Here is a 21,802-nt window from a genome sequence, read left to right as displayed (position 1 = left end):
CGACTCCGGCACCGTCCAGCCGCGCCCGCTCACGCGCGACGAGCGCTGGGTGGCCGCGATCCACCGCTGGGCCAGCGCGGAGCCGGCCCAGGCCGCCGCGTCCGCGCCCACCCCGCCTCCCTCGACCGCTCCGCGGCTCGGCTGCGCCTGAGCCTCGCCGCCTGAGACTCAGCCACTTGCGACTCAGACGAGCGTGAGCAGCTCCGGCTCGTGACCAACCGGGAAGTTCACGCTCGCCGCGATGAAGCACTTCTCCGCCGCCGGGTGGTGCAGGGACATCGCCAGCTCCGCCTGCGCGGGGTCGGCGATGGTCACCCGGGGCCGGAGGGTCGCGGAGGTGAAGTGGCCGCCGCCGTCGGCCGTCTGCTCCATCACACCGGTGGCGGCGTCCGTGTAGCCGACGACCACGACGCCCGCGCGCGCGGCCTCGGCCAGGTAGCTGAGCATGTGGCACTGCGCGAGCGCGGCGAGCAGGAGCTCCTCGGGGTTCCAGCGGTCGCGGTCGCCGAAGAACGTCCGGTCGGCGGATCCCTCCACCGGGTGCTTGCCCTCGGCGCTCACGGTGTGGTCGCGGCCGTAGTCCTTGTAGCCGCTGGTGCCGGTGCCGCGGTTGCCCGTCCACTCCAGGTCGACGGCGTATCGGTGCTCGAGCTTCATGGTCCGATTCTGCCACCCGGGCTAAGCTCGACTCATCATGACTGAGACCCTGAGCGCGCCCGTCTTCACCGTGGCGCAAGAACGCCGCATCGTCACCGCCGTCCCCGGGCCCAAGTCCCAGGAGCTGCACCAGCGCCGCCTCGCCGTCGTCCCGACGGGTGTCTCCTCCGCGCTGCCCGTCTACATCGCCCGCGCCAACGGCGCCATCCTGGTGGACGTCGACGGCAACCAGTTCGTGGACTTCGGCGCCGGCATCGGCGTGACCACCATCGGCCACACCGAGACCGCCGTCGTCGCGGCCGCCGCCGACCAGCTGCAGGACGTCATCCACACGCTTTTCACCATCACGCCGTACGAGGAGTACGTCCGCGTCGCCGAGCTGCTCGCCGAGCACACGCCCGGCGACCACGCGAAGAAGACCGTGCTCGTCAACTCGGGCGCGGAGGCCGTGGAGAACGGCGTCAAGATCGCCCGCAAGCACACCGGCCGCCGCGCGGTCGCCGTGCTCGACCACGCCTACCACGGCCGCACCAACCTCACGATGGCCATGAACTACAAGGCCATGCCGTACGCCACCGGCTTCGGCCCGTTCGCCGGCGATGTCTACCACGCCCCGAACTCCTACCCGTACCGGGACGGCCTGACCGGCCAGGAGGCGGCGGCGCGTACGATCGCCTACCTGGAGAAGGTCATCGGCGCCTCCGACCTCGCCTGCCTCGTCGCCGAGCCCATCCAGGGCGAGGGCGGCTTCATCGTGCCTGCCGACGGCTACCTCGCCGCGCTGCAGGAGTGGTGCACCGCCAACGGCGTCGTCTTCATCGCCGACGAGATCCAGTCGGGCATGGCGCGCACCGGCGCGTACTACGCGAGCGAGCACTTCGGCGTCGTTCCGGACATGGTTCTCAGCGCGAAGGGCATCGCGGGCGGCCTGCCGCTGGCCGCGGTCACCGGGCGCGCCGAGATCATGGACTCCGCCCAGCCGGGCGGCCTCGGCGGCACCTTCGGCGGCAACCCGGTCGCGGCCGCGGCGGCCGTCGCGGTCTTCGAGGAGATCGAGGCGAACGACCTGCTCGCCGAGGGCGCCCGCATCGAGAACGCGCTCAAGCCCGCGCTCGTGAAGCTGCAGGAGAAGTACGACGTGATCGGCGACGTGCGCGGGATCGGCGCGATGGTCGCCATCGAGCTCGTCAAGCCGGGCACCGGGTCCACCACCAAGGAGCCGAACCCGGAGGCGGTCAACGCGATCGTCGCCTACGCCGCGCAGCAAGGCATCCTGTTCCTGAACGCCGGGACCTACGGCAACGTGCTCCGCTTCCTGCCGAGCCTCGCCGTCTCCGACGCACTGATCGCCGACGCCATCTCGGTGCTCGACGACGCCTTCGCCGCCCTGTGAGCGGGGACGCGATGCCCCAGGTCTTCACGGGAGCCGAGGCGGTCGAGCTCGCCGTCGTCGAGCGCAGCGGTTTCGTCGAGTCGCGGCACGTGGGCTCCGCCGTCGTGCTCGGGCCGGACGGCGACGTCGTCCGCTCGCTCGGCGCGCCCGAGGCGCCGATCTTCCCGCGCTCGACCATGAAACCGTTCCAGGCGGTCGCGATCATGGGCGCCGGGGTCCCGCTGGAGGGCGCGAGCGCCGTGCTGGCCACCGCGAGCCACGCCGGGACGCCCGCGCACCTCTCCGTGGTCAGGAAGCTGCTCGCGCAGGCCCAGCTCGGCGAGGACGCGCTGCGCTGCCCCGCGGACTGGCCGCTCGACTCCGCCGCGCGCGACGAGGCCATCCGGGAGGGTTCGCAGAAGGCTCCCGTCTTCATGAACTGCTCCGGCAAGCACGCAGCGATGCTGCTGGCCTGCCGCGTGAACGGCTGGCCGCTGGAGAGCTACCTGGACCCGCAGCATCCGCTGCAGCACCACATCCGGGACACGGTCGAACGCCTCACCGGCGAGAAGGTCGTCGCGACCGGCGTCGACGGCTGCGGCGCCCCGGTGCACGCGATGTCGCTGCTCGCACTCGCACGCGGCATCCAGCGCATCGCCACGGCGTCCGACGCGTCCCCGTTCGCGCTGTTCCGCAACGCGGCCATCCTCAAGAACGCGGTGCTGGCCGACGGCTGGGCGATCGACGGCCCCGGCCGAGCGAACACGGTCGTCATCGACGAGCTGGGGGTCTTCGCCAAGGGCGGCGCCGAGGGCGTCATGGTGATGGCCGCGCCCAACGGGACGACCGTCACGCTCAAGATGCTCGACGGCAGCCTGCGCGCCGCGACGATCGTCGCGCTCTCCCTGCTCGCGGATGCCGGCGCGATCGACCGCTCGGCGGTCGCCGAGGTCGCCCCGAAGCTCGATCTCGCCGTCCTCGGCCGCGGCGAGCCGGTCGGCGAGATCCGCGCGACCGTCTAGCCTCTTCGCGCCTTCCCCGCCCACCGTCCCGGAGTCGCTGCCCGCGCCGCACGGCGTGTTGCGTGAAGGACTCCGGGACGGACGGCGAGGGGCGTCACTGCGTCGCGCGGGCGAGGCGCTTGGCGCGGGCCGCGGCGGTCAGCTGCGAGATCAGCACCACGAGGATCGTCAGGATGAACACCGCGGAGGCGATGACGTTCGCCTGCGCGGGGATGCCGCGCGACGCCGCGATGTAGATGTACATCGGGAACGTGGTCACGGCTCCTGCGTTGAAGTTCGTGATGATGAAGTCGTCGAAGCTCAGCGAGAACGACAGCAGGGCGGCCGACAGGATGCCCGGCAGCAGCAGCGGGAACGTGATCCGCCAGAACACCGCGTTCGGCGACCCGTACAGGTCGCGCCCCGCCTCCTCCAGCGCCGGATCGAGCGAGGCGACGCGCGCCTTCACCGTCACCACGACGAAGCTGATGCAGAACATCACGTGCGCGATGATGATCGTCCCGAAGCCCTTGTTCACCCCCAGGCTGAGGAACTGCGCCGCCAGGCCCGCGCCGAGCACGACCTCCGGGCTCGCCATCGGCAGGAACAGCAGCAGGCTGGTCTGCGAGCGGAACCGGAACCGGTAGCGCATCAGCGCGATCGCGATCATCGTGCCGAGCACGGTGGCGATCACGGTCGAGATGATGCCGATGATGATGCTCGCCATGAACGCGTCGCAGATGCCGACCGCGTCGCACACGTTCGTCCAGTTGTGCAGCGTGAACCCGCGCCAGGCGATGTTGTTCTTGATCGCCGCGTTGAACGAGAACACGAACGTGTAGACGATCGGGATGAGCAGGAACGCGAGCGCGAGGAACGCGTAGACCTTGAGGCCGAGGCCCTGGAAGCGGAACCGTCTCACAGCAGGTCCTCCGTCCCGCTCCGCCGCACGTACACGCCGACGATGACGAGGATGACGGCCATCAGAATGACCGACATCGACGCCGCGGCCGGGTAGTTCTGCAGCACCAGGAAGTTCGACTCGATGACGTTGCCCATCATCGAGGTGTCCGCGGCGCCCAGGAAGTCCTGGGAGGCGTTGATGTAGTCGCCGGCCGCCGGGATGAACGTCAGCAGTGTCCCGGAGACGATGCCGGGCATCGACAGCGGAACGGTCACCTTGCGGAAGGTCGTCCACGCGTTCGCATACAGGTCCTGGCCCGCCTCCAGCAGCCGCACATCCAGCCGCTCCAGCGTCGAGTAGAGCGGGAGGGTCATGAACGGGATGAAGTTGTAGGTGAGACCGAAGATGACCGAGAACGGCGTGCCCGTGATGTGCGCGTCCGGCGGCAGGATCGACAGCGCCTTCAGGGTGCTGGCGACCCAGGCGTCGTCGCTCAGGATGGACTTCCAGGCGAGGGTCCGCAGCAGGAAGCTGATGAAGAACGGCGCGATCACCAGGGTCATCAGCAGGTTCTGCAGCACCGCCCGGCCGCGCATCTTCACGCCGATGAAGTACGCGAGCGGGTAGCTGATCACCAGCGCGGCCGCCGTCGCGATGAGCGCGTAGACGAACGAGCGGATGATCTGCGGCCAGTACTCGGCGATGGAGTCGGTGTAGTTGCTCCACTGGAACGCGGCCTGGTACTGGCCGATGTCGCCGTCCGGCACCGGGGCCTGGAACGACGTGATGATGAGCGAGATCAGGGGCGTCAGGAAGAACAGCACCAGGTACAGCACGCCGGGCAGCAGCAGGACCAGCGCGATCCCGCTCTTGCGGCGGACCGCGGGTTCCTGATCCTGCGTCGGCGGCGCGCCCGTGAAGGCGGCGATCGCCATTACGCCTCCTCCAGCTCGGAGAGCATCCGCTCCTTCGCCTGCGCCGCGACCGCCCGGGTGTCGGTGTCGTCGACGAAACGGCCGTCCGCTGGCGGCTCGTCCGCGAGCACGAAGGTGTGGTCGGCGTCCCAGGACACCCACACCTGGGCGCCGAGGGCCGCGACGGGACCGCTGCTCATGTTCTGCGCGAACACGATCACCGTCCCGACGCCGGGGATGTCGACGAGGTACTGCGTGCTCACGCCGCTGAACGACACGTCGGTCACGCGTCCCGGTCCGAGCGCGTTCGCTCCGGCCGGCACCGCGGACTCCGCGGCGTGCAGGCTCAGCTTCTCCGGACGCACGCCGACGGTCACCCGCCCGGACTCGCGCTGCGCGCGCGAGTGCGGCACCCGCACCCGGTGTCCCCCGACCTCGACGCCGATGGTCTCGCCGGAGTCGACTACCGGACCGGCGAACAGGTTCGACTGGCCGAGGAAGTTGGCGACGAACACGGTCGACGGCAGCTCGTAGAGCACCTCGGGGGCGCCCATCTGCTCGATGCGGCCGTGGTTCATGACGGCGACGGTGTCCGCCATCGTCATGGCCTCCTCCTGGTCGTGCGTGACGTGCACGAAGGTGAGGCCGACCTCGGTCTGGATGGACTTCAGCTCCAGCTGCATCTGCCGGCGCAGCTTGAGGTCGAGCGCTCCGAGCGGCTCGTCCAGCAGCAGCAGCGCCGGGCGGTTGACCACGGCCCTGGCGAGGGCGACGCGCTGCTGCTGACCGCCGGAGAGCTGGGCGGGCCGGCGGGCGGCCAGGTGGTCCAGCTCCACCAGGCGCAGCGCCTCGTGCGCCTTCGCGATCGGATCGCCGATCCTGCGCCTGCGCAGGCCGAACGCGACGTTCTCGAGGATCGTCATGTGCGGGAACAGCGCGTAGCTCTGGAAGACGGTGTTGACCGGCCGCTGGAACGGCTTGGTCTTGGTGACGTCCTGGCCGCCGATGAGGATGGACCCCTCCGTCGGCTCCTCGAGCCCGGCGACCAGGCGCAGCGTCGTGGTCTTGCCGCAGCCGCTCGGCCCGAGGAGGGCGAAGAACGAGCCGGCGGGGATGGTCAGGTCCAGCCGCTCGATGGCGGTGAACCCGGGGAAGCGCTTGGTGATGCCGACCAGCTGCAGATCGGCGCCGGACTCGGCGAAGACTCCCTTCGGCATCAGGCCCCCAGGATGACCTTCTGGAACGAGGCCTGGTACTTCTGCTCCTCCGCCGGCGTGAGCGTGCGGAAGATGTGCACCTGGGAGAGCGTGTCCTGGTCCGGGAAGATCAGCTGGTTGTCCGCGAGCGCCGGGTCGATCTTGACCGCAGCCTCCTTGGCGCCCTGCACCGGGGTGATGTAGTTCACCCACGCGGCGACCTCGGCCGCGACCTCCGGCTGGTAGTAGTAGTCGATCAGCTTCTCGGCGTTCGCCTTCCGCGGCGAGCCGATCGGGATGACGAAGTTGTCGCTCCACAGCGTGCCGCCGGCCTCCGGGATGGCGAACTGCCAGTTGTCGCCGGCCTCAGCGTTCAGCTGGGTGATGTCGCCCGACCAGCAGATCGCGGCGAGGGTGTCGCCCGACTTGAGGTCATTCAGGTAGGAGTTGCCCTTGATGTTGCGGATCTGGCCGTCGTTCACCTGCTTGGTGAGCGTCTCGATCGCCTTCTCGTAGTCGGCGTCGCTGAAGTCCTTGGAGATGTCGACGCCCTGCTGCAGCATCAGTAGACCCATCGTGTCGCGCATCTCGCTGAGGACGCCGACCTTGCCCTTGAGGTCGGGCTTCCAGAGGTCGTCGATCGACTTCAGGCCGTTCGGCAGCTTCTCCTTGTTCCAGCAGATGCCGGCGAAGCCGCTCTGCCAGGGCAGCGACTTCTTCCTGCCCTTGTCGAAGTCCACGTCGACCAGGCTGGCGACGAGGTTCTTCTTGTTCGGGATGGCCGACTCGTCGAACGGCTGCACGTAGCCGAGCCGGATCCAGCGGGCGATCATCCAGTCCGTGAGGCAGACGGTGTCGGCGCCGATGTCCTTGCCGAGCGCGAGCTGGTCCTTCACCTTGGCGTAGTAGGTGTTGTTGTCGTCGACGGCGACGTCGTACTTCACCTTGATGCCGGTCTGCTTCTCGAACGCCTGGAGCGTCGGGTAGTTGCCCTTGTCGTCCTGGTCGAGGTAGGCCTGCCAGTTGGCCCACGTCATGGTCTTGTCGGACGCCGACTGATCCTTGGCGGCGGTGGGCTTGCTCGACGCCCCTCCGGTGGAACAGGCGGCGAGGGCGAGAGCGGCGGCTCCCGCTCCTGCGCCGGCGAGCAGGCCGCGCCGCGTGAGCTGAGACGCTCGGGCGGACTGCACCAGCTGGCGGATCATCGGGTCGTGCGGGAGGGGCCTGGACTTCACTGCGGTTCTCCTTCGGGATGGAACGCGTCTGCGAATCGACGTCCCGCCGGGCACTCCAGTGTGCTCTGCGGTGGGTCGATACTGGCACACTCCCGTGGCCATACGCACGCATGAAAGCGCAAAACGGCGATTCTGAAACACAATCGAAACGGAATCAGTGCCGCTCCCCCGCTTTGACAGGGGAAACCGCAGCCGCCGGCGGTGGCGCGGTGGCGCGGCAAGACGAACTGACGATATCCACGCTGGTTCGACACAGAATTTACGGAATCAGCACGATCTTCTGCGGATTCCTATCGAAATCGTCCGTCGCGCCCGCTAAGGTGAGATCGAACATCACGTCGAAGTGTGAGGAGCCTCATGAAGGTCGCGATCCCCCGCGAGATCAAGAACAACGAGTTCCGGGTGGCGATCACCCCGGCTGGAGTGCACGACCTGGTCGGCGCAGGACACGAGGTCTTCGTGGAGACGGGAGCCGGCGTCGGCTCCTCCATCCCCGACGAGTTCTACGCGAACGCCGGAGCCACCATCCTGCCGGACGCCGCAGCCACGTGGGCAGCGGGCGACCTGATCCTGAAGGTCAAGGAGCCGATCGAGAGCGAGTACGGGTACTTCCGCGAGGGGCTGGTGCTCTTCACCTACCTGCACCTGGCCGCGGACGAGGCGCTCACGCGCGCGCTCATCGACGCGGGCGTCACCGCGATCGCGTACGAGACCGTCCAGCTGCCGACGCGCGCGCTGCCGCTGCTGGCCCCGATGAGCGAGGTCGCCGGACGGCTCGCGCCGATCGTCGGCGCCAACACCATGCTCAAGCCGAACGGCGGGCCTGGGCTGCTCGTCCCCGGTGTGCCGGGCACCCACCCCGCCGTCGTCACCGTCCTCGGCGGCGGCGTCGCCGGCACCAACGCGATCTCGGTCGCAGTCGGACTCGGCGCGGAAGTCACCGTGCTGGACACGAACATCCAGCGGCTGCGCGAGCTCGACGCGCTGTACGCCGGGCGGATCAAGACCATCGCCTCGAACAGCTTCGAGATCGAGAAGGCGGTCATCGCCTCCGATCTCGTCATCGGCTCGGTGCTGGTCCCCGGCGCGAAGGCGCCGAAGCTCGTCAGCAACGAGCTGGTGTCGCGCATGAAGGCGGGCAGCGTGCTCGTCGACATCGCGGTGGACCAGGGCGGCTGCTTCGCCGACTCGCACCCGACCACGCACGCCGACCCGACCTTCACGGTCCACCAGTCGCTGTTCTACTGCGTGGCGAACATGCCGGGCGCCGTGCCGCACACCTCCACGTACGCCCTCACCAACGCGACGCTCCCCTACGCGCGCTCGATCGCGAACCGCGGCTGGCAGGAGGCGCTGCGCGCCGACGCGTCGCTGGCCCTCGGCCTGAACGTGCACGCGGGCGCCGTCACCAACGCCGGCGTGGCCGAGGCGCACGGCCTGGACGCCGTCGCGGTCGCCGACGCGCTGGCCTGACCCGCGCTCCGAAAGGGAGGAGTTCAGGGCTGAATCAGCCCTGAACTCCTCCCTTTCGCTCGTCTCGGGCCGGCCGGGCGCGAAACACCTCACTTTGCGACGGCGCACGAAAGGGAGGAAAAGATGCGCTCGCAGGCCCGGATTGACACGACAGGAGGACTCTGGGGCAAGAACCGACCCGGAATCCTCCCTTCAGCGCTGCCGACGGCGAGCACGTGGACGTCAGCTGACGTCGAACCACTGGTCGCCGATCTCGACGCGCGTTCCGCGGGTCACGCGGTAGCGGCGCCCCGCCTCGCACTGCCGGGCGACGTCGCCGAGCGGGCGCGCGACCGTCCCGTTGCCGGAGTAGCGGTCGCAGATCCACAGGTCGTCGCCCTCCAGCCCGAACTCGAGGTGCGTCTTGGAGACGCTGCGGGCCGGGTCGGAGACGACGACGAGCTGGTCGACGTGCTCGCCGGGCTGCGTGATCGGGCGACGGCCGACCAGTCCGCTGCCGAGGACCTCGACGGTCTCGCCCGTCGAGAAACTGAGGGTGTAGCTGCGGCGCGGCAGCGGGGCCGCTGTCTCGATCGGCACGACCGGCATCGCCTGCGTCGCGGGAAGGCCGTCCTCGTCCAGTTCGTCCGCGGCGGGGAACCGCCCGGCGATCGCGGGCTTCGGGAGCCGTTCGACGATGGAGGTGTCGGAGGGCCGCGGATCCGCGACCTCGGGCGGTCGCACCCGGGAGGCCGTCACCGAACTCCCGCACTTGCCGCAGAACAGCGTCCCCTCGGCCAGCTCGGCCCCGCACACCCGGCACGTCATCGCTTGCTCTTCCTTTCTCCGCTCCCTCCACGGTATCCGAGGGAACGCAGCGAGACCGCCGCTCGCAGCCGCTTCCAGCGCGTGTCGCGCTTGTCGAGCTGCCCGCGCAGCTCGTCGACGGCCCTCCAGACCGAGTCGGCCTCCTCCGGCGTCGGCGGGAGCGGGCTGAACACGGCGCGGTCGGCGACGCGCGCGAGCGCCGCCGCGCGGTTGCCGCCGATGGTCGCGGCGAACTCGAGCCGGGTCGCGGAGGGCGGAGGATCGAAGCCGTGATCGACGGCGGCGTCGGCGAACTCGCGCCAGCCACCCACGATCCGGTCGATCGAGGTCCCCGCGGACCTGCGCAGCGCCCGCCGTCGCCACTTCGCCGCGATGACGGCCAGGAACGGCGACGCCAGGATCGCGAGGATCAGCAGCGTCCAGCCCACCGCGACCAGGATGCCGAGCAGCGTCTCCAGGACGGGGTTCGGCGGCTTCGGGTTGGTCGAGTCGACCTGGGCCTGCGGCGGCTCCTGGTTCTGCTGCGGCGTGTCGTCCACCGGCGGCTGCACGTTGGTCTGCGGGCGCGAGATCTCGGTCGGCTGGTTCGGCTGCTTGGGCGGCACCGGACGGACCGGGGGCGTCGGGTCGACGCTCACCCAGCCCGTCGTCGTCTGCACCTCGATCCACGCGGAGATGTCCGACCCGGTGAACGTGACCACTCCCGCGGCGTCCTGGGGCGCCTCGAAGCCGACGACGACCCGCGCGGGGAACCCGAGCTGCCTGGCCATCAGCGCCGCCGTCACCGCGTACTGCTCCTGGTCGCCGAGCATCGGGATGTCGGTGAGCAGTTCCGTGATCCGGTCGGCGCCGTGGCCGGAGCGGCTCGCCGGCTCGTCCGGCCCGACGCCGTGGCTGATGTAGCCGTCGGCCGCGATGCCCTTCAGCGCCGCGGCGAGCTTGGCGCCGGCGCCGTTCACGCCGGCGGTGTAGCGCTGCAGGGTGGACTGCAGCTCGTCGGGGACGACGGTGGGCCGCGGCACCGAGTCCGACCCCGGCTGGACCTTCCGCAGCTGATCGGCGGTGAGCAGCGGCTTCTCGACCGAATCGGCGGTGTAGCTGTCACCGGAGCGCAGCGACGCGGTGACCGCGGCTGTCCCGGTGACGTCGTTGTAGAAGAAGGCGCCGGTCAGCCGCGCGGCGTCCTTGCCGATGAAGGTGAGCTGCTCCAGCTGCCCGGTGCCGGGGATCCACGGCCCGCGGTAGTCGCGGACGGTGACGGTGACCGTCGCGGGCGAACCGAGCACGCCGGACTGGTCGAGCCGGTACGGCACGCGCGTGAACGCGCCGGACGCGCTGTTCACGGCGGCGCTGCCGACCGTGTACGCGACGCCGTCGTAGGTGTCGAGCGTCGCGATGCGCAGTCGCCGGTCGGCGGGGAGCCCGGCGACGCTGAGCATCGGCCGGTCCGCCTTCTGGGGTTGCAGGTAGGCGCGGAAGCCGCTGAGCGGGCTCGGGTAGGCGCGCGGGTCGAAGGGCTGCTCGACCGCGGTCCGCACCACCTGCCTGTCGCTCGCGGGCGGCACAAGCACGGACGCGCCGATGCCGACGACGGCGGCGCCCGCGAGCATCACGGCCGCGCCGACGCCGGTCAGCGCGGCGGTCGAGCGCCGCTCCCGGCGCGTCTCCACCGTGAGGCCGCTCTGCTCGCGCAAGGTGCGCACCGCCGCGGCGCGCCTGCGCAGCCGCAGCCGGATCTGCCAGGCCAGCAGCAGCGCGAGGAGGCCGAGCACCTGCCAGAGCGGCACCGCCGCCACCGACGAGCCGAGCAGGATCCCGGCCACCAGGAGCAGGACCGGCGGAAGCGCGGCGAACTCCGGCACGCGGGAGCGCAGCGCGATCGAGACGGTGACCACGACCGCCAGCAGCACCAGGATGTACGGAGGCACCAGCAGCGCCTGGTAGCCGCCGACGGGCACGGAGATCGTGACGAGCTGCTTCCAGCTCAGCCAGGTCGCCTGCACCAGCTGGACGAAGCCAGGGCCGGTCGGCAGCATCCCGCCCGCCGTCGCCTGGCTCGGCACCGCGAGCTGTACGCCCGCGACGAGGTAGACGAGGGCGATCAGCCCGGCGACGACGATGCTCGGCCAGCGGAACAGCGCGGCGACGACCGCGACCGCGGTGCCGAGCAGGAGCGTCACGACGAGCATCGTGACGAACTCCCCCGATTGGTACACGGGCCAGAACGACCACGCCGCCAGGGCGGTCGCCACGATCGCGAACGCCACGTCGATCGCGGCGCTGCGCCAGGGAAGCCGCCCGATCATGTCGCGAGCCGCTTCGCCAGGCTGCGCTGGAGGTCCTCCAGGTAGCCGATCGTGAGCACGCTCAGGTCGGAGACCCTGCGCATCGACGGGACGGCGCCCTCGTCGCACACGATCGCGACGACGTCGACGCCGAGCGGGAAGTGCGCGGCGGCGGCCCGCAGCTGCGCCGCCGTCGTCGTCGAACCGCAGATCAGGAAGGCGATGGAGATGCCGGCCGCGTCCTCCGCGGCCACCTGCGCCAGCTCGGGCAGCCGCAGCATCGAGTCCGCGACCTCCACTCCGGCCAGGTCGTCGAGCAGCCGCCCGCGGCCGACCGTGCTCAGCCGGCGGACGCCGAGCACCATGCGCTTGGCGAACTCGGGCGTCGCCGCACTCGCGACCACCGAGACCGTGCGCGAGTCCAGCATCGCCCGGACGCCGAGCGAGCCGGTCGCGCTCACCGCGAGCTCGAACTCCTCCTCGGTCGCGTAGTCCGCCGCGGCCAGGCTGAGCGCGACCAGCAGGTGGCTGCGCCGGGTCTCCTCGAACTGGCGCACCATGTAGCTGCCGGTCTTCGCGGTGCTCTTCCAGTGGATGTTGCGGCGCTCGTCGCCCGGCATGTACTCGCGCAGCGCGTGGAAGGCGACGTCGCTCGCGGTGAGGTCGCGCGTCGGGGCGCCCTCCAGGTCGCGGACGAAGCCGGTGCTCATGCTCGGGATGGCGATGGTGCGCGGGTGCACGAACAGGTCGAGCGAGTCCGCCCAGACCAGCTCGCGGCGCAGCAGCCCCACCGGGTCGGCGCGCACGGTGCGAACCGGGCCGATCGGGACGATGCCGCGCCTGCTGGTCGGCACGACGAAGACGTCGGAGTGCTCCTCGCCGCCGGCGAGCGACGGCGAGGCGAACGAGGCGAGACCCGCTCCGACCGGCACCTCGACGCGCGCGCCGGCGAGCCGTCGCCTGCCGGGGTTCCGCACGGTCACCTCGCCCGGTGCGCGGTCGCCGACGACGACGCGGTTGGTGGGCAGCGACAGCCCGACGTCGAAGCCGATCCGCCCGGCCAGGTAGAGCGATGCGATGAGCAGCAGCGCGACCGCGGTCCAGCCGGCGACGACCGCCTCCGTCCAGCCGAAGCCGTACCCGGCGGCCAGCGCGAGGACGGCGAACAGCGCGACCGACCAGCCGAGCGGCGTGATCACGCCGCCGACGCGCGTCGCAACGCCCGCGACGGCGCGGCCGAAGCTGGATGCGGTGCGGACGATCCAGACGATCGCGTCCGCGAGCATCCCCTCCCGCTCGCCGACGATCCGCGCCCGCGCGTTGGTGAGCTCGGTCTGGGTGCGGCCGATCGTGGTGCTCACACGGCGGCCCGATCGCTGGGCGGCGGGACCTCGATCAGCAACTGGCCGATCACGCTGGAGGTGGTCACGCCCTCGAACTCGGCCTCCGGGTCGAGCACGAGCCGGTGGGCCAGCACCGGCTCGGCCAGCGCCTTCACGTCGTCCGGTGTCACGTAGTAGCGGCCGGACGAGGCGGCGAGCGTCTTCGCGGCGCGCACGAGGGCGAGGGCGCCGCGCACGCTCACGCCGAGCCGGATCTCGTCCGCCGTGCGGCTGGCGTCCACCAGCCGCGAGACGTAGTCGTTGATCGTCGGGTCCACGTGGACGCCGCGCGCCATGCTCGCCATCTCCACGACGGTCGCGGCGGAGATCACCTCCGGCACGATGACCTCGTGCGCCCGGCGCTCCGAGCCCTCCAGGATGCGCAGGGTCGCCTCGTGGTCCGGGTAGCCGATCGACGCCTTCATCAGGAACCGGTCCAGCTGCGCCTCCGGGAGCCGGTAGGTCCCCGCCTGCTCGATGGGGTTCTGGGTCGCGATGACCATGAACGGGGTGCCGACGGAGTGCCGGACGCCGTCCACGGTCACCTGCTGCTCCTCCATGACCTCCAGGAGCGCCGACTGGGTCTTCGGGGACGCCCGGTTGATCTCGTCCGCGAGCACGATGTTCGCGAACACCGGGCCGCGGTGGAACTCGAAGGTGTTGGTGCGCTGGTCGTAGATGTTGACGCCGGTGATGTCACCGGGAAGCAGGTCGGGCGTGAACTGCACGCGGTTGGTGGTGCCCCGCACGCTCTCCGCCATCGCGCGGGCGAGCGAGGTCTTGCCCGTCCCCGGGTAGTCCTCGAGCAGCAGGTGCCCCTCGCTGAACAGGGCGGTCAGGGCGAGCCGGATGACGTGGGTCTTCCCGAGCAGGACGCGGTCGATGTTCTGCACGAGCCGCTCGAACACGCCGGAGAACCATTCGGCCTGCTCGGGGGTCATCGTCATTGTGCTGCCTCTCTCGGTGCGGGAGTGGGAAGGGTGGTGGGCGCGGGCGCGCCGTCCTCAGTATGCCGTTTCGCGCTCATCCCATCCCCGAAGCCGGATAGGGGGCGGTGTACGTGTCGCCGTTGGCGTAGACGCGCACCCGGAGGATCGGCGGCTCCGCGCCGGGCGGTGCGATGCAGGCCGCGGTGGAGCCGGCGGGCGGCATGTCCACCTCGCCGGCGCCGCAGTCGAAGGTCACGCGCGTGTAGCCGTCGCCGGTCGGCCAGCTCGTCCAGGTGAAGGTGCGGGTGGCGGCGTCGTAGCGCTGACCGTCGATCGCGGTGTCGACGGCGACGCCCATCCGCTTGCTGAACGTCTGGTCCGTGCAGAGCTGGGCGCCGTCCGGGTAGGTCTCGCAGATGCTCGTGATCCGCAGAGTCAGGCCGGTGCCGTAGTGCGCTCCGTTGCCGGCGGCGACGAGGCCGCTCGTGCCGCCGAGCTGGCCGTTCTCGACCACGCCGTTGTCGCCGACCAGCTGGTAGTTGACGACCGGGCTGGAGCCGCTCCCGGCCTGATAGTCGACCGACGCCTGGAAGTCCCAGTACCGCCCCAGGTTCTGCACCGGACCGGTGATCGCCACGTCGCGCACGCTCCCCGGCTTCTGCCGCTGCGTCGCGGAGATGAGCGAGCTCGCCGTGCAGCCCTGGCCGTTGTAGGCGTAGACGACGAAGGTGTAGCGCTGGTTCGGCTGGAGCCCCGTGAAGGTGACGCTGCCGCCCTCCGTCTTCTTGAACGTCGACGACTCGGGGTCGGTGCTCAGCACCGGGTTGCCGGAGTCGACCCCGGTGACGGTGCAGCGCGGCTGAGCGCCGCCCTGGAACACCCCGGCGTAGTACTCGGTGATCGCCTTGCCGTTGGAGCCGAACACGCTCGACCAGCTGAGCGTCGCGCTCGTGCCGTCCGTCTGGTCCGGCGTCGCGACCGGGGCGATGCCGGTGAGCACCGGCGCACCCGCCGGCACCCCGCTGCCGGACGTCTGGTTCCAGGTCGCCCTGGACTGGTAGAACTGGTTCCTGCTGGCGATGGTGAAGCCGATGGAGGCGCCATTCGCGATGCCGGCGTCGGTGACGTTCAGTGCGTACGCGGTGCCCGGTGCGTCGGAGCCGTTGACCTGCACCGCGTTGGTGAGGCCGCCGAGCGTCACCAGGTAGGAGGTGATCGGGCTCGCTCCCGGTGCGTTCGCCGGCTTGGTCCAGACCACGCGCAGACCGTGGTCGAGGGGCAGCGCCGAGACCCCGGAGGGGGCGTTCGGGACCACGTCGGACCAGGCCTGCTCGACGTACGAGGTGGGATCGGACAGCCCGAGCGCGTTCTGCGCCCGGACGGTCAGCTGCACGGCATGGTCCGGACCGTTGCCGGGCGTCTGGATCGCGCACACCGTCGTCGTGCAGGTGGTCGTCGAGTACGTCGCACCCGTCGCCGCGATCGTCGCGGTCACCTGGAAGCCGGTGATCGGCGAGTTGTTGAAGGCGCCCGGCGTCCAGCTCAGGGTGAGGCTGCGGTCGGCGATGGTCGTGATCTGCACGTTCGAGACGGGAGCCGGCCGATCCTGGACCGAGACGACGACGGTCCCCCAGGTGTACCGGTCCGGGTCGCCCGTCGCGTCCGCCACCTCGTACTGCAGGGTGGTGTCCGCGGGCGCCGCGTTCTCCGAGACCGTGATGCTGAGCTCCGCGTTGTCCGCGCTGGGCGTGATCGACACCCCGGCCGGCAGGGCGCCGCCGAGGCCGCGGACCGCGAGCACCCGCAGCGGCTTGTTCGGGAACGGGTTCGTCGCCTGGTCGTTTGCGAGCACGTCCACCGTGGTCGTCTGCCCGCGCGGCGCGATCACACGGTCCGGCTGCGGGCTCGCGAGCGGGCGTGTCGACGGCACGATGCTGAGGTCGATCCTGCCCGCCTCGCCCGCGTTGACCGCGTCCTTGACGCCGATCTGGATGGACGGGGTGCTGCCCTTCTTCACCCCGGCGCCGACACCGATGGTCAGCTTGGTGCCGGAGAGCGACAGGTCGACCCCGTCCGGGCGCGGGTTCTGGATGCTGTACTGCAGCTCCCCTTGGTCCTTGGCGTAGGGGTAGCTGGTCAGCTTGGTCAGGTCGACGGTCTTCGTCTGCCCCGGCTCGAAGTCGATGAGCGCGCCCGTGAAGACCGGGGGCTGGTTCTCGCGGGGCGTCACCTGGATGGGCAGCACGATGGTCGCGACGTTCCCGTCCGGATCCTTCGCGCTCGTCCCGTCCGTCACCTGGAACGAGATCGAGGCGGGGCCGAAGTAGCGGGCCGTCGACGTGTACTGCAGGGTGTCGTTGTCGACCACCAGGTCGTCGCCGTTCGCGTGCGTCGCACGCACGGTGGCGGCGTCGGTGAGCCGTACCGACCGGCCGCCGACGGCGACGATGTAGTCGTTCAGGTGGATCGTCAGCGTCTTCTCGCTGACCACCGTGAGCTTCGGGGCGCCGCGCTTGAGCTGCGGGAGGGCGTCGTCGTAGCCGGGCACCCGCACGAAGCCGTACGACGAGTACGACTCGTCTTCGGGGTTGGCGACCTTGAACGGGATGATCTGGCTCTTCGCGCCCACCGTGATCCGGATCCGCTTGTTCGCCGTCACCTGGGCGGTGTTCCCGTAGCCGGGGACGACGGACAGCTTCAGGCTGGACACCGGGCCGTCGGCGAAGAAGGTGTTCGCGAGCACGTTCACCGAAACGCTGGTCTTGCCCAGGATGTCGGACAGCCCGAGCGTGGTGTCGCTGACCACCGGCCGGGCCGGTGGCGCCTTCTTGTCGACGGTCACGCGCAGGAACGCCTGGCTGGTCCCGCCGTGCTCGTTCTGGATCGTGTAGAGGAAGCCGTAGAAACCCTCGGCCTGCGGGGCGGTCACCATCACGATGTCGCCCTGGATCTTCGCGCGGGCCTTGCCGTCGAGCGACGAGACCGACGTCACGCTCAGCGGGCTGCCGTCCGGGTCGCTGTCGTTTGCGAGGACCTGCACGTACAGCGTATTGCCCGGCCGCGTCGTCACGTCGTCCTCGACGGCGACCGGGTTGCGCGCGCCGTCCACGCGCGGCGCGATGCCGATGCGGACGGTGCCGGTCGCCCTGGCGCCGAGCGCGTCGACGACGGCGTAGGTGAAGGTGTCGGTGCCCGCGGCGTAGTCGCCGGGCTGGTAGTCCATCCAGTCGGTGCCGGAGGCGACGACAGCGCCCTTCTGCGGGTTGGTCTCCTGGCCGATGAACTGCACCGAGTCGCCGTCCGGGTCGATCCCGGAGAGCGGGACGGTGATCCGCACGGTGTCGCCGGCGATCACGCGGCCGGTCACGGTCTTCGGCACCGGCGGGTTGTTGGTGGCGGCGTCGCGCTCGCGCACCGCGATGCTGACCTCCGCCGTCGCCCACTGGCCGTCGGCTCCGAAGACGCGGTAGGCCGCCGTGTAGTTGCCCGGCTTCGCCGGCGCCAGGTAGCGCAGGTGGTCGCCGCTCGCGCACAGCAGGCCGGCTCCGGCCGGGAGCGGTGTCGCCAGCTTCGGGTCGAGCGTCAGCTTGTCGCCGTCCGGCTGGACGTCGTTGGCGAGCACCGGGATGTCGACGACGTCGCCGACGCGCACCGCGGCGGAGTCCGGCACGGCGATCGGCGGCTGGTGGACGGTGAGCGGCGGCAGCTGGATGACCGTGACGGTGCCCTCGGTGTCCGCGAGCCCGTTGCTCAGCCGGTAGTGGAAGTCCACCGGCTCGGTGAGCGGCCTGGTCAGCGTCACCCGGAGCGTGCGCTGCTGCAGCACCTGCACCCGAACACCGGTGCCGGGTCCAGGGTCGGTGACGCCGGTGACCAGCAGGACGCCGCCGGACGGGTCGATGTCGGTGGAGAGCACATCCACGTCCTGCGTCGACTGCTCGCGGATGAACGCGGTGTGCGGGACCGCGATCGGGGCCGTCTTCGCCCCGGGAGGCGCCTTCACCTCGATGCGGACCAGGCCGGTGGAGGTGACGACGCCGTCGGTGACCGAGTACTCGATGTTGTGGGTGCCCGGCTGGTCGGACTCGAACCGGAACGTGCCGCCCTGGTAGTCGGGCGTGAGCGTCGCATCCGCCTTCGACGGCACGGTGGAGAGCCGGACCGTGCCGTTGCCGCCGCGCACGTGGTCGAGCGGATTCACCGTGACCTCCTGACCCTGGTAGGTCACGACGGCGAACGGGTCGGCGATGATCGGCACCTGTCCCGGCGGGCGCACGGTCACCGCGAGCTGCCCGGTGCCCTCCGTGCGGCCGTCCGAGAGCACGAGCGCGATGTCCTTGAGGTCGCCGCCCGCGCCGTGGTCCGAGAAGGCGACCTGGCCCTGCGGGGTGTACGTCGTGGTGTCCGGCGCCGCGGCGGTGGCCGACGCGAGGAAGAACGGGTCGCCGTCCGGGTCGTAGCAGTCGCCGAGCACGGACGTGTTCACCCGTCCGCCCGCCTGCACGACGGCCTTGGCCGTGCGGACGCAGACCGGAGGCGCGTTCTCGGCGGGACCGCGGACGGCCACGGTCACGTGCGCGGTGGCGGTGCCGCCGCGGCCGTCGGAGATCGTGTAGTCGAACGCGATGACGCCGCTCGCGTTGTCCGGCAGCGAGAGCTGCAGCTGCTGGTCGGCGTTGGTGAGCTGGAGGGTGCCCTGGGTCTCGGGGATCGCCGTGAACGAGTCGATCGTCAGGACGTCGCCGTTCGGGTCGTAGTCGTTGAGCAGGACCGGCAGCGGGGTGACGCGGCCGGGTCGCGCGCCGAACCGGTCGTCGACGGCGACGGGCGGCTGCTCCTGCTTCTCGTACTGCGGCGTGTTGTCCTGCTTGGACTGGTCGACCAGCTGCTGGGTGGTCTTCTTCGACTCCAGCTCGTCCCAGTTGTCGATGCGCGCGTTGCCGTCCTGAACGGCCCACGAGACGCCGGACCTGGTGTCGTTGAGCACGGCGCGCTCGCCGTTCACGCGGAACGCCAGCACGGCGCCTGCCGGCACCTCCGCGAGCGCACTGCGGGCTCCCCTGCCGTCCTCCGCGCACGAGCGCCACGCCGCGCCGCCGTTCCAGGCGGCGTACACGCAGCCGTCCGCCTCGACCGGCGCCGCCGGCGTCCCCGAGCCGCCGGAGAACGGACGGCTGGCGGCCGAGCCGTCGAGCGGGACGCGCACGAGGCCGGTCGCGGAGGCGACCCAGGCTGCCGACCCGCCCGCGGACGACTCCTGCAGCACCCCGGCGCTGCCCTGCGGCAGGAAGCTGCCGAGCGCAGTGGACCCGGAGGCCGACCACAGGGTCCGCTCGTCCGGATCGAACAGCGCCCAGTGGCCGCCGATCGAGGTCAGCTGGACGTTCGCGCCGTCCCCGCGCGTCGGCACCTTCTCGGTCGTGCTCGCCGGCTGCTCCCCCGTGAGGTCGACGCGGACGAGCGACCGCGTGCCCGGCTGGTAGGCGAAGAGGACGCCGGAGGGATCCATCGCGGCGACGGCGCGGCCGCCGAGGTCGATCGTCGGCGCGGATCCCGAGTTGAACTGATCGAGCTGGTCGACGGTCGTCAGCCAGAGCTGCCCGGTTGTCCGGGAGAGCATCGCCACCTGGTTCCCGGCGACGAACACCTGCGGCGACCGCGGCGGGAGCGCGACCGACTTGCCGGCCTCCGCGGTGGCGGGGTCGACGACGGCGACGGTGTTCGCCTCCTTGTCGATGAGCAGGACGTTCTCGCCGTCCTGCACGACATCGAGCGCCTCCCCGGTGCCCGCGACCACCGAGTTCAGCTTGGCGATCTCGGTGTTCGCGCGTCCCAGCGACTTCTTGGCGTCGCTCGCCACCCACACGGACGAGTCGTTCAGCTGCAGGTGCTGCGCGCTGTAGCCGCCGGACACCACCGCCAGCGTCGTCACGAGGGCGGCGACGGCGGTCCCGCTCACGAACGTGGCCGCGAGGGACTTGTGCGCCAGGAGCCAGGAGCGGAACACCTAGGTTCCCGCCCTCTGCACGCACTTCTGGCCGCTCGGGTCGCCGGTGCGGCCGTCGCGGTTCACGGTCACCGTGACGCACACCGTCTGGCCGGGCTTCGCGTCCACCCGGAACTCCGTCGCGCGCTGGCTGCTCGGCGGCTGGTCGTCGACGGCCACCTGGTAGGTGTCGTCGGCCTCGATGCCCGGGTCGGTCCAGCTGAACACGATCGTGCTGCCGGAGACGCGGCCGCTCAGGTCGCGGACGGTCGGGATGTCGCCGGCCGCTCCCGCGCGGACCAGGACGATCGTCGCGGTCACGCCGAGCACGACGACGAGCACCGCGCACGCGACGAGCGACGCGATGAGCGCCCGGGAGACGCGCGCGACCTGCTGCGGAGGCGCGGTGCCGGGGGCGGCTCCGCTCTCGCGCACGACCGTGCGGGTCGGCGCGCGCAGCACGGTCGCCGAGGCCGCCTGCTTGCGCCGCCTGCGCGCCGGTGCGGGGTCGACGGCGACGACGCCCTTGACCCTGGTCCTGTCCTCCGGGTCGCCCGCCGTCGCCAGCGCCCAGTCGTCCATCGCGACCTCGACCGGTGTCTGCGGCAGTCCCAGCTCCGCCTCGACGGCCTGCAGTTCGCGGATGAACTCGAGGGCGCTGCGCTGCCGCTGCGACGGCTTGCGCGACATCGCCCGCAGCAGCACCTGCTCCAGCCGCGGAGGGACGTCCGCCCGGCCGATCGGCTGCGGGCGGCCCTTGGTGATGCGCTGGATGAGCTCGGCGGAGGTGTTCTCCTTGCCGGGGATCTCGAACGGCGAGCGGCCGGCCAGCAGCGAGTACATGGTCGCACCGAGCGACCACACCTCGCTCGCGATCGTGCCGCTCGTCTCGTCCAGCAGCACCTCCGGCGCCGACCACGGGATCGACAGGCCGATCGCCTCCGTCACGTCCGCCTCGCTGAGCGTCGCCGCGATGCCGAAGTCGCTGAGCACCGGGTGCCCGTATGCGGTGGTGAGGATGTTGGACGGCTTGATGTCGCGGTGCAGGACGCCGGCCCGGTGCGCGGTCTCGACCGCGCTCGCGATGCGGACGCCGATGGCGAGCACCTCGGCGACGGGAAGCGGGTCGCTGCGGTAGCGCTGGCCGATCGCCGAGGAGCAGAGCTCCATCACGAGGTAGGGCCGGCCGTCCGCGGAGACGCTCGCCTGGTAGACCGTGAGGATCGACGGGTGCGTGCTCAGCTGGGCCATCAGGTTGGCCTCGGCCTGGAACATCTGCTTGACCTGGCTGGTGACCACCTCGGCCAGCATCACCTTGACCGCGACCTGCCGCCGCGGCATGTTCTGCTCGTACAGGAACACGTCGGCGAAGCCTCCGCTGCCCAGCACCCGCACATACGAGAAGCCAGGGAGGTTCGGCGGCTGGGAAGGCAGACGCCTGGCCAAATGGCTCCTCCCGTTCGTCCGGTCAGCGCATCGCGGGTGCGACGGCGTTCACCAATTGTAGGCAGGAGGCGGGACCGCTCCGATGGCCTCGACCCGCACTGGGGACAACGCATTCACCCCCAACTCGGGGGCCATGATCATCGCGCACACCGGCCTTCGCCATCGCTTCCGGAGTTCTTCACGCGACACGCCGGACGAGGTGTGCAACAACTCCG

14 protein-coding genes are annotated in these 21,802 nt (G+C 70.9%); 3 read left to right on the top strand and 11 right to left on the bottom strand.

Translation table 11 applies throughout. The annotated features are described in order from the left end of the window. Positions 1-183: 183 nt before the first annotated feature. On the bottom strand, positions 184-657 hold the full coding sequence (locus ACTHMF_RS16060; RefSeq protein ID WP_440318977.1) for an OsmC family protein: 474 nt from the start codon (positions 655-657) through the stop codon (positions 184-186). Between the two features lie 37 nt (positions 658-694). Here ACTHMF_RS16060 and gabT point away from each other — a divergent pair, with 37 nt between their 5' ends. Then, positions 695-2,050: a 4-aminobutyrate--2-oxoglutarate transaminase gene (gabT, locus tag ACTHMF_RS16055; protein WP_440318975.1), complete on the top strand. Its 1,356-nt coding sequence runs from the start codon at positions 695-697 to the stop codon at positions 2,048-2,050. An 11-nt stretch (positions 2,051-2,061) separates the two neighbouring features. Beyond that, entirely contained in the window at positions 2,062-3,051 is a 990-nt protein-coding gene (locus tag ACTHMF_RS16050; RefSeq protein ID WP_440318974.1) for an asparaginase, read from the top strand. A 94-nt stretch (positions 3,052-3,145) separates the two neighbouring features. On the opposite strand, the gene ACTHMF_RS16045 is transcribed toward ACTHMF_RS16050, so the two are convergent. Genes ACTHMF_RS16045 through ACTHMF_RS16030 form a run of 4 tightly spaced genes read right to left on the bottom strand, consistent with a single transcriptional unit; the run spans position 3,146 to position 7,279 of the window. Next, complete coding sequence (locus ACTHMF_RS16045) at positions 3,146-3,952, bottom strand: ABC transporter permease (protein WP_314147949.1); 807 nt, start codon at positions 3,950-3,952, stop codon at positions 3,146-3,148. Then, positions 3,949-4,869: an ABC transporter permease gene (locus ACTHMF_RS16040; RefSeq protein WP_314147948.1), complete on the bottom strand. Its 921-nt coding sequence runs from the start codon at positions 4,867-4,869 to the stop codon at positions 3,949-3,951. The genes ACTHMF_RS16045 and ACTHMF_RS16040 overlap by 4 nt, the downstream gene beginning before the upstream one ends. Then, the gene (locus ACTHMF_RS16035; protein ID WP_440318972.1) at positions 4,869-6,065 is read right to left on the bottom strand and encodes an ABC transporter ATP-binding protein; all 1,197 of its coding nucleotides are present in this window, start codon (positions 6,063-6,065) and stop codon (positions 4,869-4,871) included. Before ACTHMF_RS16035 ends, ACTHMF_RS16040 begins: the two co-directional genes overlap by 1 nt. Continuing rightward, complete coding sequence (locus ACTHMF_RS16030; protein ID WP_440318970.1) at positions 6,065-7,279, bottom strand: ABC transporter substrate-binding protein; 1,215 nt, start codon at positions 7,277-7,279, stop codon at positions 6,065-6,067. Before ACTHMF_RS16030 ends, ACTHMF_RS16035 begins: the two co-directional genes overlap by 1 nt. Positions 7,280-7,636: 357 nt before the next feature. Here ACTHMF_RS16030 and ald point away from each other — a divergent pair, with 357 nt between their 5' ends. Then, complete coding sequence (gene ald / locus ACTHMF_RS16025; RefSeq protein WP_314147944.1) at positions 7,637-8,752, top strand: alanine dehydrogenase; 1,116 nt, start codon at positions 7,637-7,639, stop codon at positions 8,750-8,752. 222 nt (positions 8,753-8,974) lie between these two features. On the opposite strand, the gene ACTHMF_RS16020 is transcribed toward ald, so the two are convergent. From ACTHMF_RS16020 to ACTHMF_RS15995, 6 genes are all read right to left on the bottom strand, one after another. Next, on the bottom strand, positions 8,975-9,559 hold the full coding sequence (locus ACTHMF_RS16020) for a zinc-ribbon domain-containing protein (protein WP_440318968.1): 585 nt from the start codon (positions 9,557-9,559) through the stop codon (positions 8,975-8,977). After that, on the bottom strand, positions 9,556-11,865 hold the full coding sequence (locus ACTHMF_RS16015) for a transglutaminaseTgpA domain-containing protein (RefSeq protein WP_440318966.1): 2,310 nt from the start codon (positions 11,863-11,865) through the stop codon (positions 9,556-9,558). The genes ACTHMF_RS16020 and ACTHMF_RS16015 overlap by 4 nt, the downstream gene beginning before the upstream one ends. Continuing rightward, positions 11,862-13,205, bottom strand: a complete 1,344-nt coding sequence (locus ACTHMF_RS16010; RefSeq protein WP_440318964.1) for a DUF58 domain-containing protein — start codon at positions 13,203-13,205, stop codon at positions 11,862-11,864. Before ACTHMF_RS16010 ends, ACTHMF_RS16015 begins: the two co-directional genes overlap by 4 nt. Then, entirely contained in the window at positions 13,202-14,173 is a 972-nt protein-coding gene (locus ACTHMF_RS16005; RefSeq protein ID WP_314147940.1) for an AAA family ATPase, read from the bottom strand. The genes ACTHMF_RS16010 and ACTHMF_RS16005 overlap by 4 nt, the downstream gene beginning before the upstream one ends. 76 nt (positions 14,174-14,249) lie before the next feature. Next, positions 14,250-20,162 carry an Ig-like domain-containing protein gene (locus ACTHMF_RS16000; RefSeq protein ID WP_440318962.1) on the bottom strand — a complete coding sequence of 1,971 codons (5,913 nt, stop codon included), beginning with the start codon at positions 20,160-20,162 and terminating at the stop codon, positions 14,250-14,252. Continuing rightward, positions 20,163-21,530, bottom strand: a complete 1,368-nt coding sequence (locus ACTHMF_RS15995; protein WP_440318961.1) for a serine/threonine-protein kinase — start codon at positions 21,528-21,530, stop codon at positions 20,163-20,165. Positions 21,531-21,802: the final 272 nt, after the last annotated feature.

Origin of the sequence: Leifsonia sp. (genome assembly GCF_051955155.1) — a bacterium.
GTDB lineage: Bacteria > Actinomycetota > Actinomycetes > Actinomycetales > Microbacteriaceae > Leifsonia.
Note: the sequence above shows the minus strand (reverse complement) of the source record. Positions and strands in the feature narration are given on the sequence as shown.

Coding starts and splice junctions, on each gene's coding strand:
- ACTHMF_RS16060 (WP_440318977.1), bottom strand. CDS start 657: ATGAAGCTCGAGCACCGATACGCCGTCGACCTGGAGTGGACGGGCAAC.
- gabT (WP_440318975.1), top strand. CDS start 695: ATGACTGAGACCCTGAGCGCGCCCGTCTTCACCGTGGCGCAAGAACGC.
- ACTHMF_RS16050 (WP_440318974.1), top strand. CDS start 2,062: ATGCCCCAGGTCTTCACGGGAGCCGAGGCGGTCGAGCTCGCCGTCGTC.
- ACTHMF_RS16040 (WP_314147948.1), bottom strand. CDS start 4,869: ATGGCGATCGCCGCCTTCACGGGCGCGCCGCCGACGCAGGATCAGGAA.
- ACTHMF_RS16035 (WP_440318972.1), bottom strand. CDS start 6,065: ATGCCGAAGGGAGTCTTCGCCGAGTCCGGCGCCGATCTGCAGCTGGTC.
- ald (WP_314147944.1), top strand. CDS start 7,637: ATGAAGGTCGCGATCCCCCGCGAGATCAAGAACAACGAGTTCCGGGTG.
- ACTHMF_RS16020 (WP_440318968.1), bottom strand. CDS start 9,559: ATGACGTGCCGGGTGTGCGGGGCCGAGCTGGCCGAGGGGACGCTGTTC.
- ACTHMF_RS16015 (WP_440318966.1), bottom strand. CDS start 11,865: ATGATCGGGCGGCTTCCCTGGCGCAGCGCCGCGATCGACGTGGCGTTC.
- ACTHMF_RS16005 (WP_314147940.1), bottom strand. CDS start 14,173: ATGACGATGACCCCCGAGCAGGCCGAATGGTTCTCCGGCGTGTTCGAG.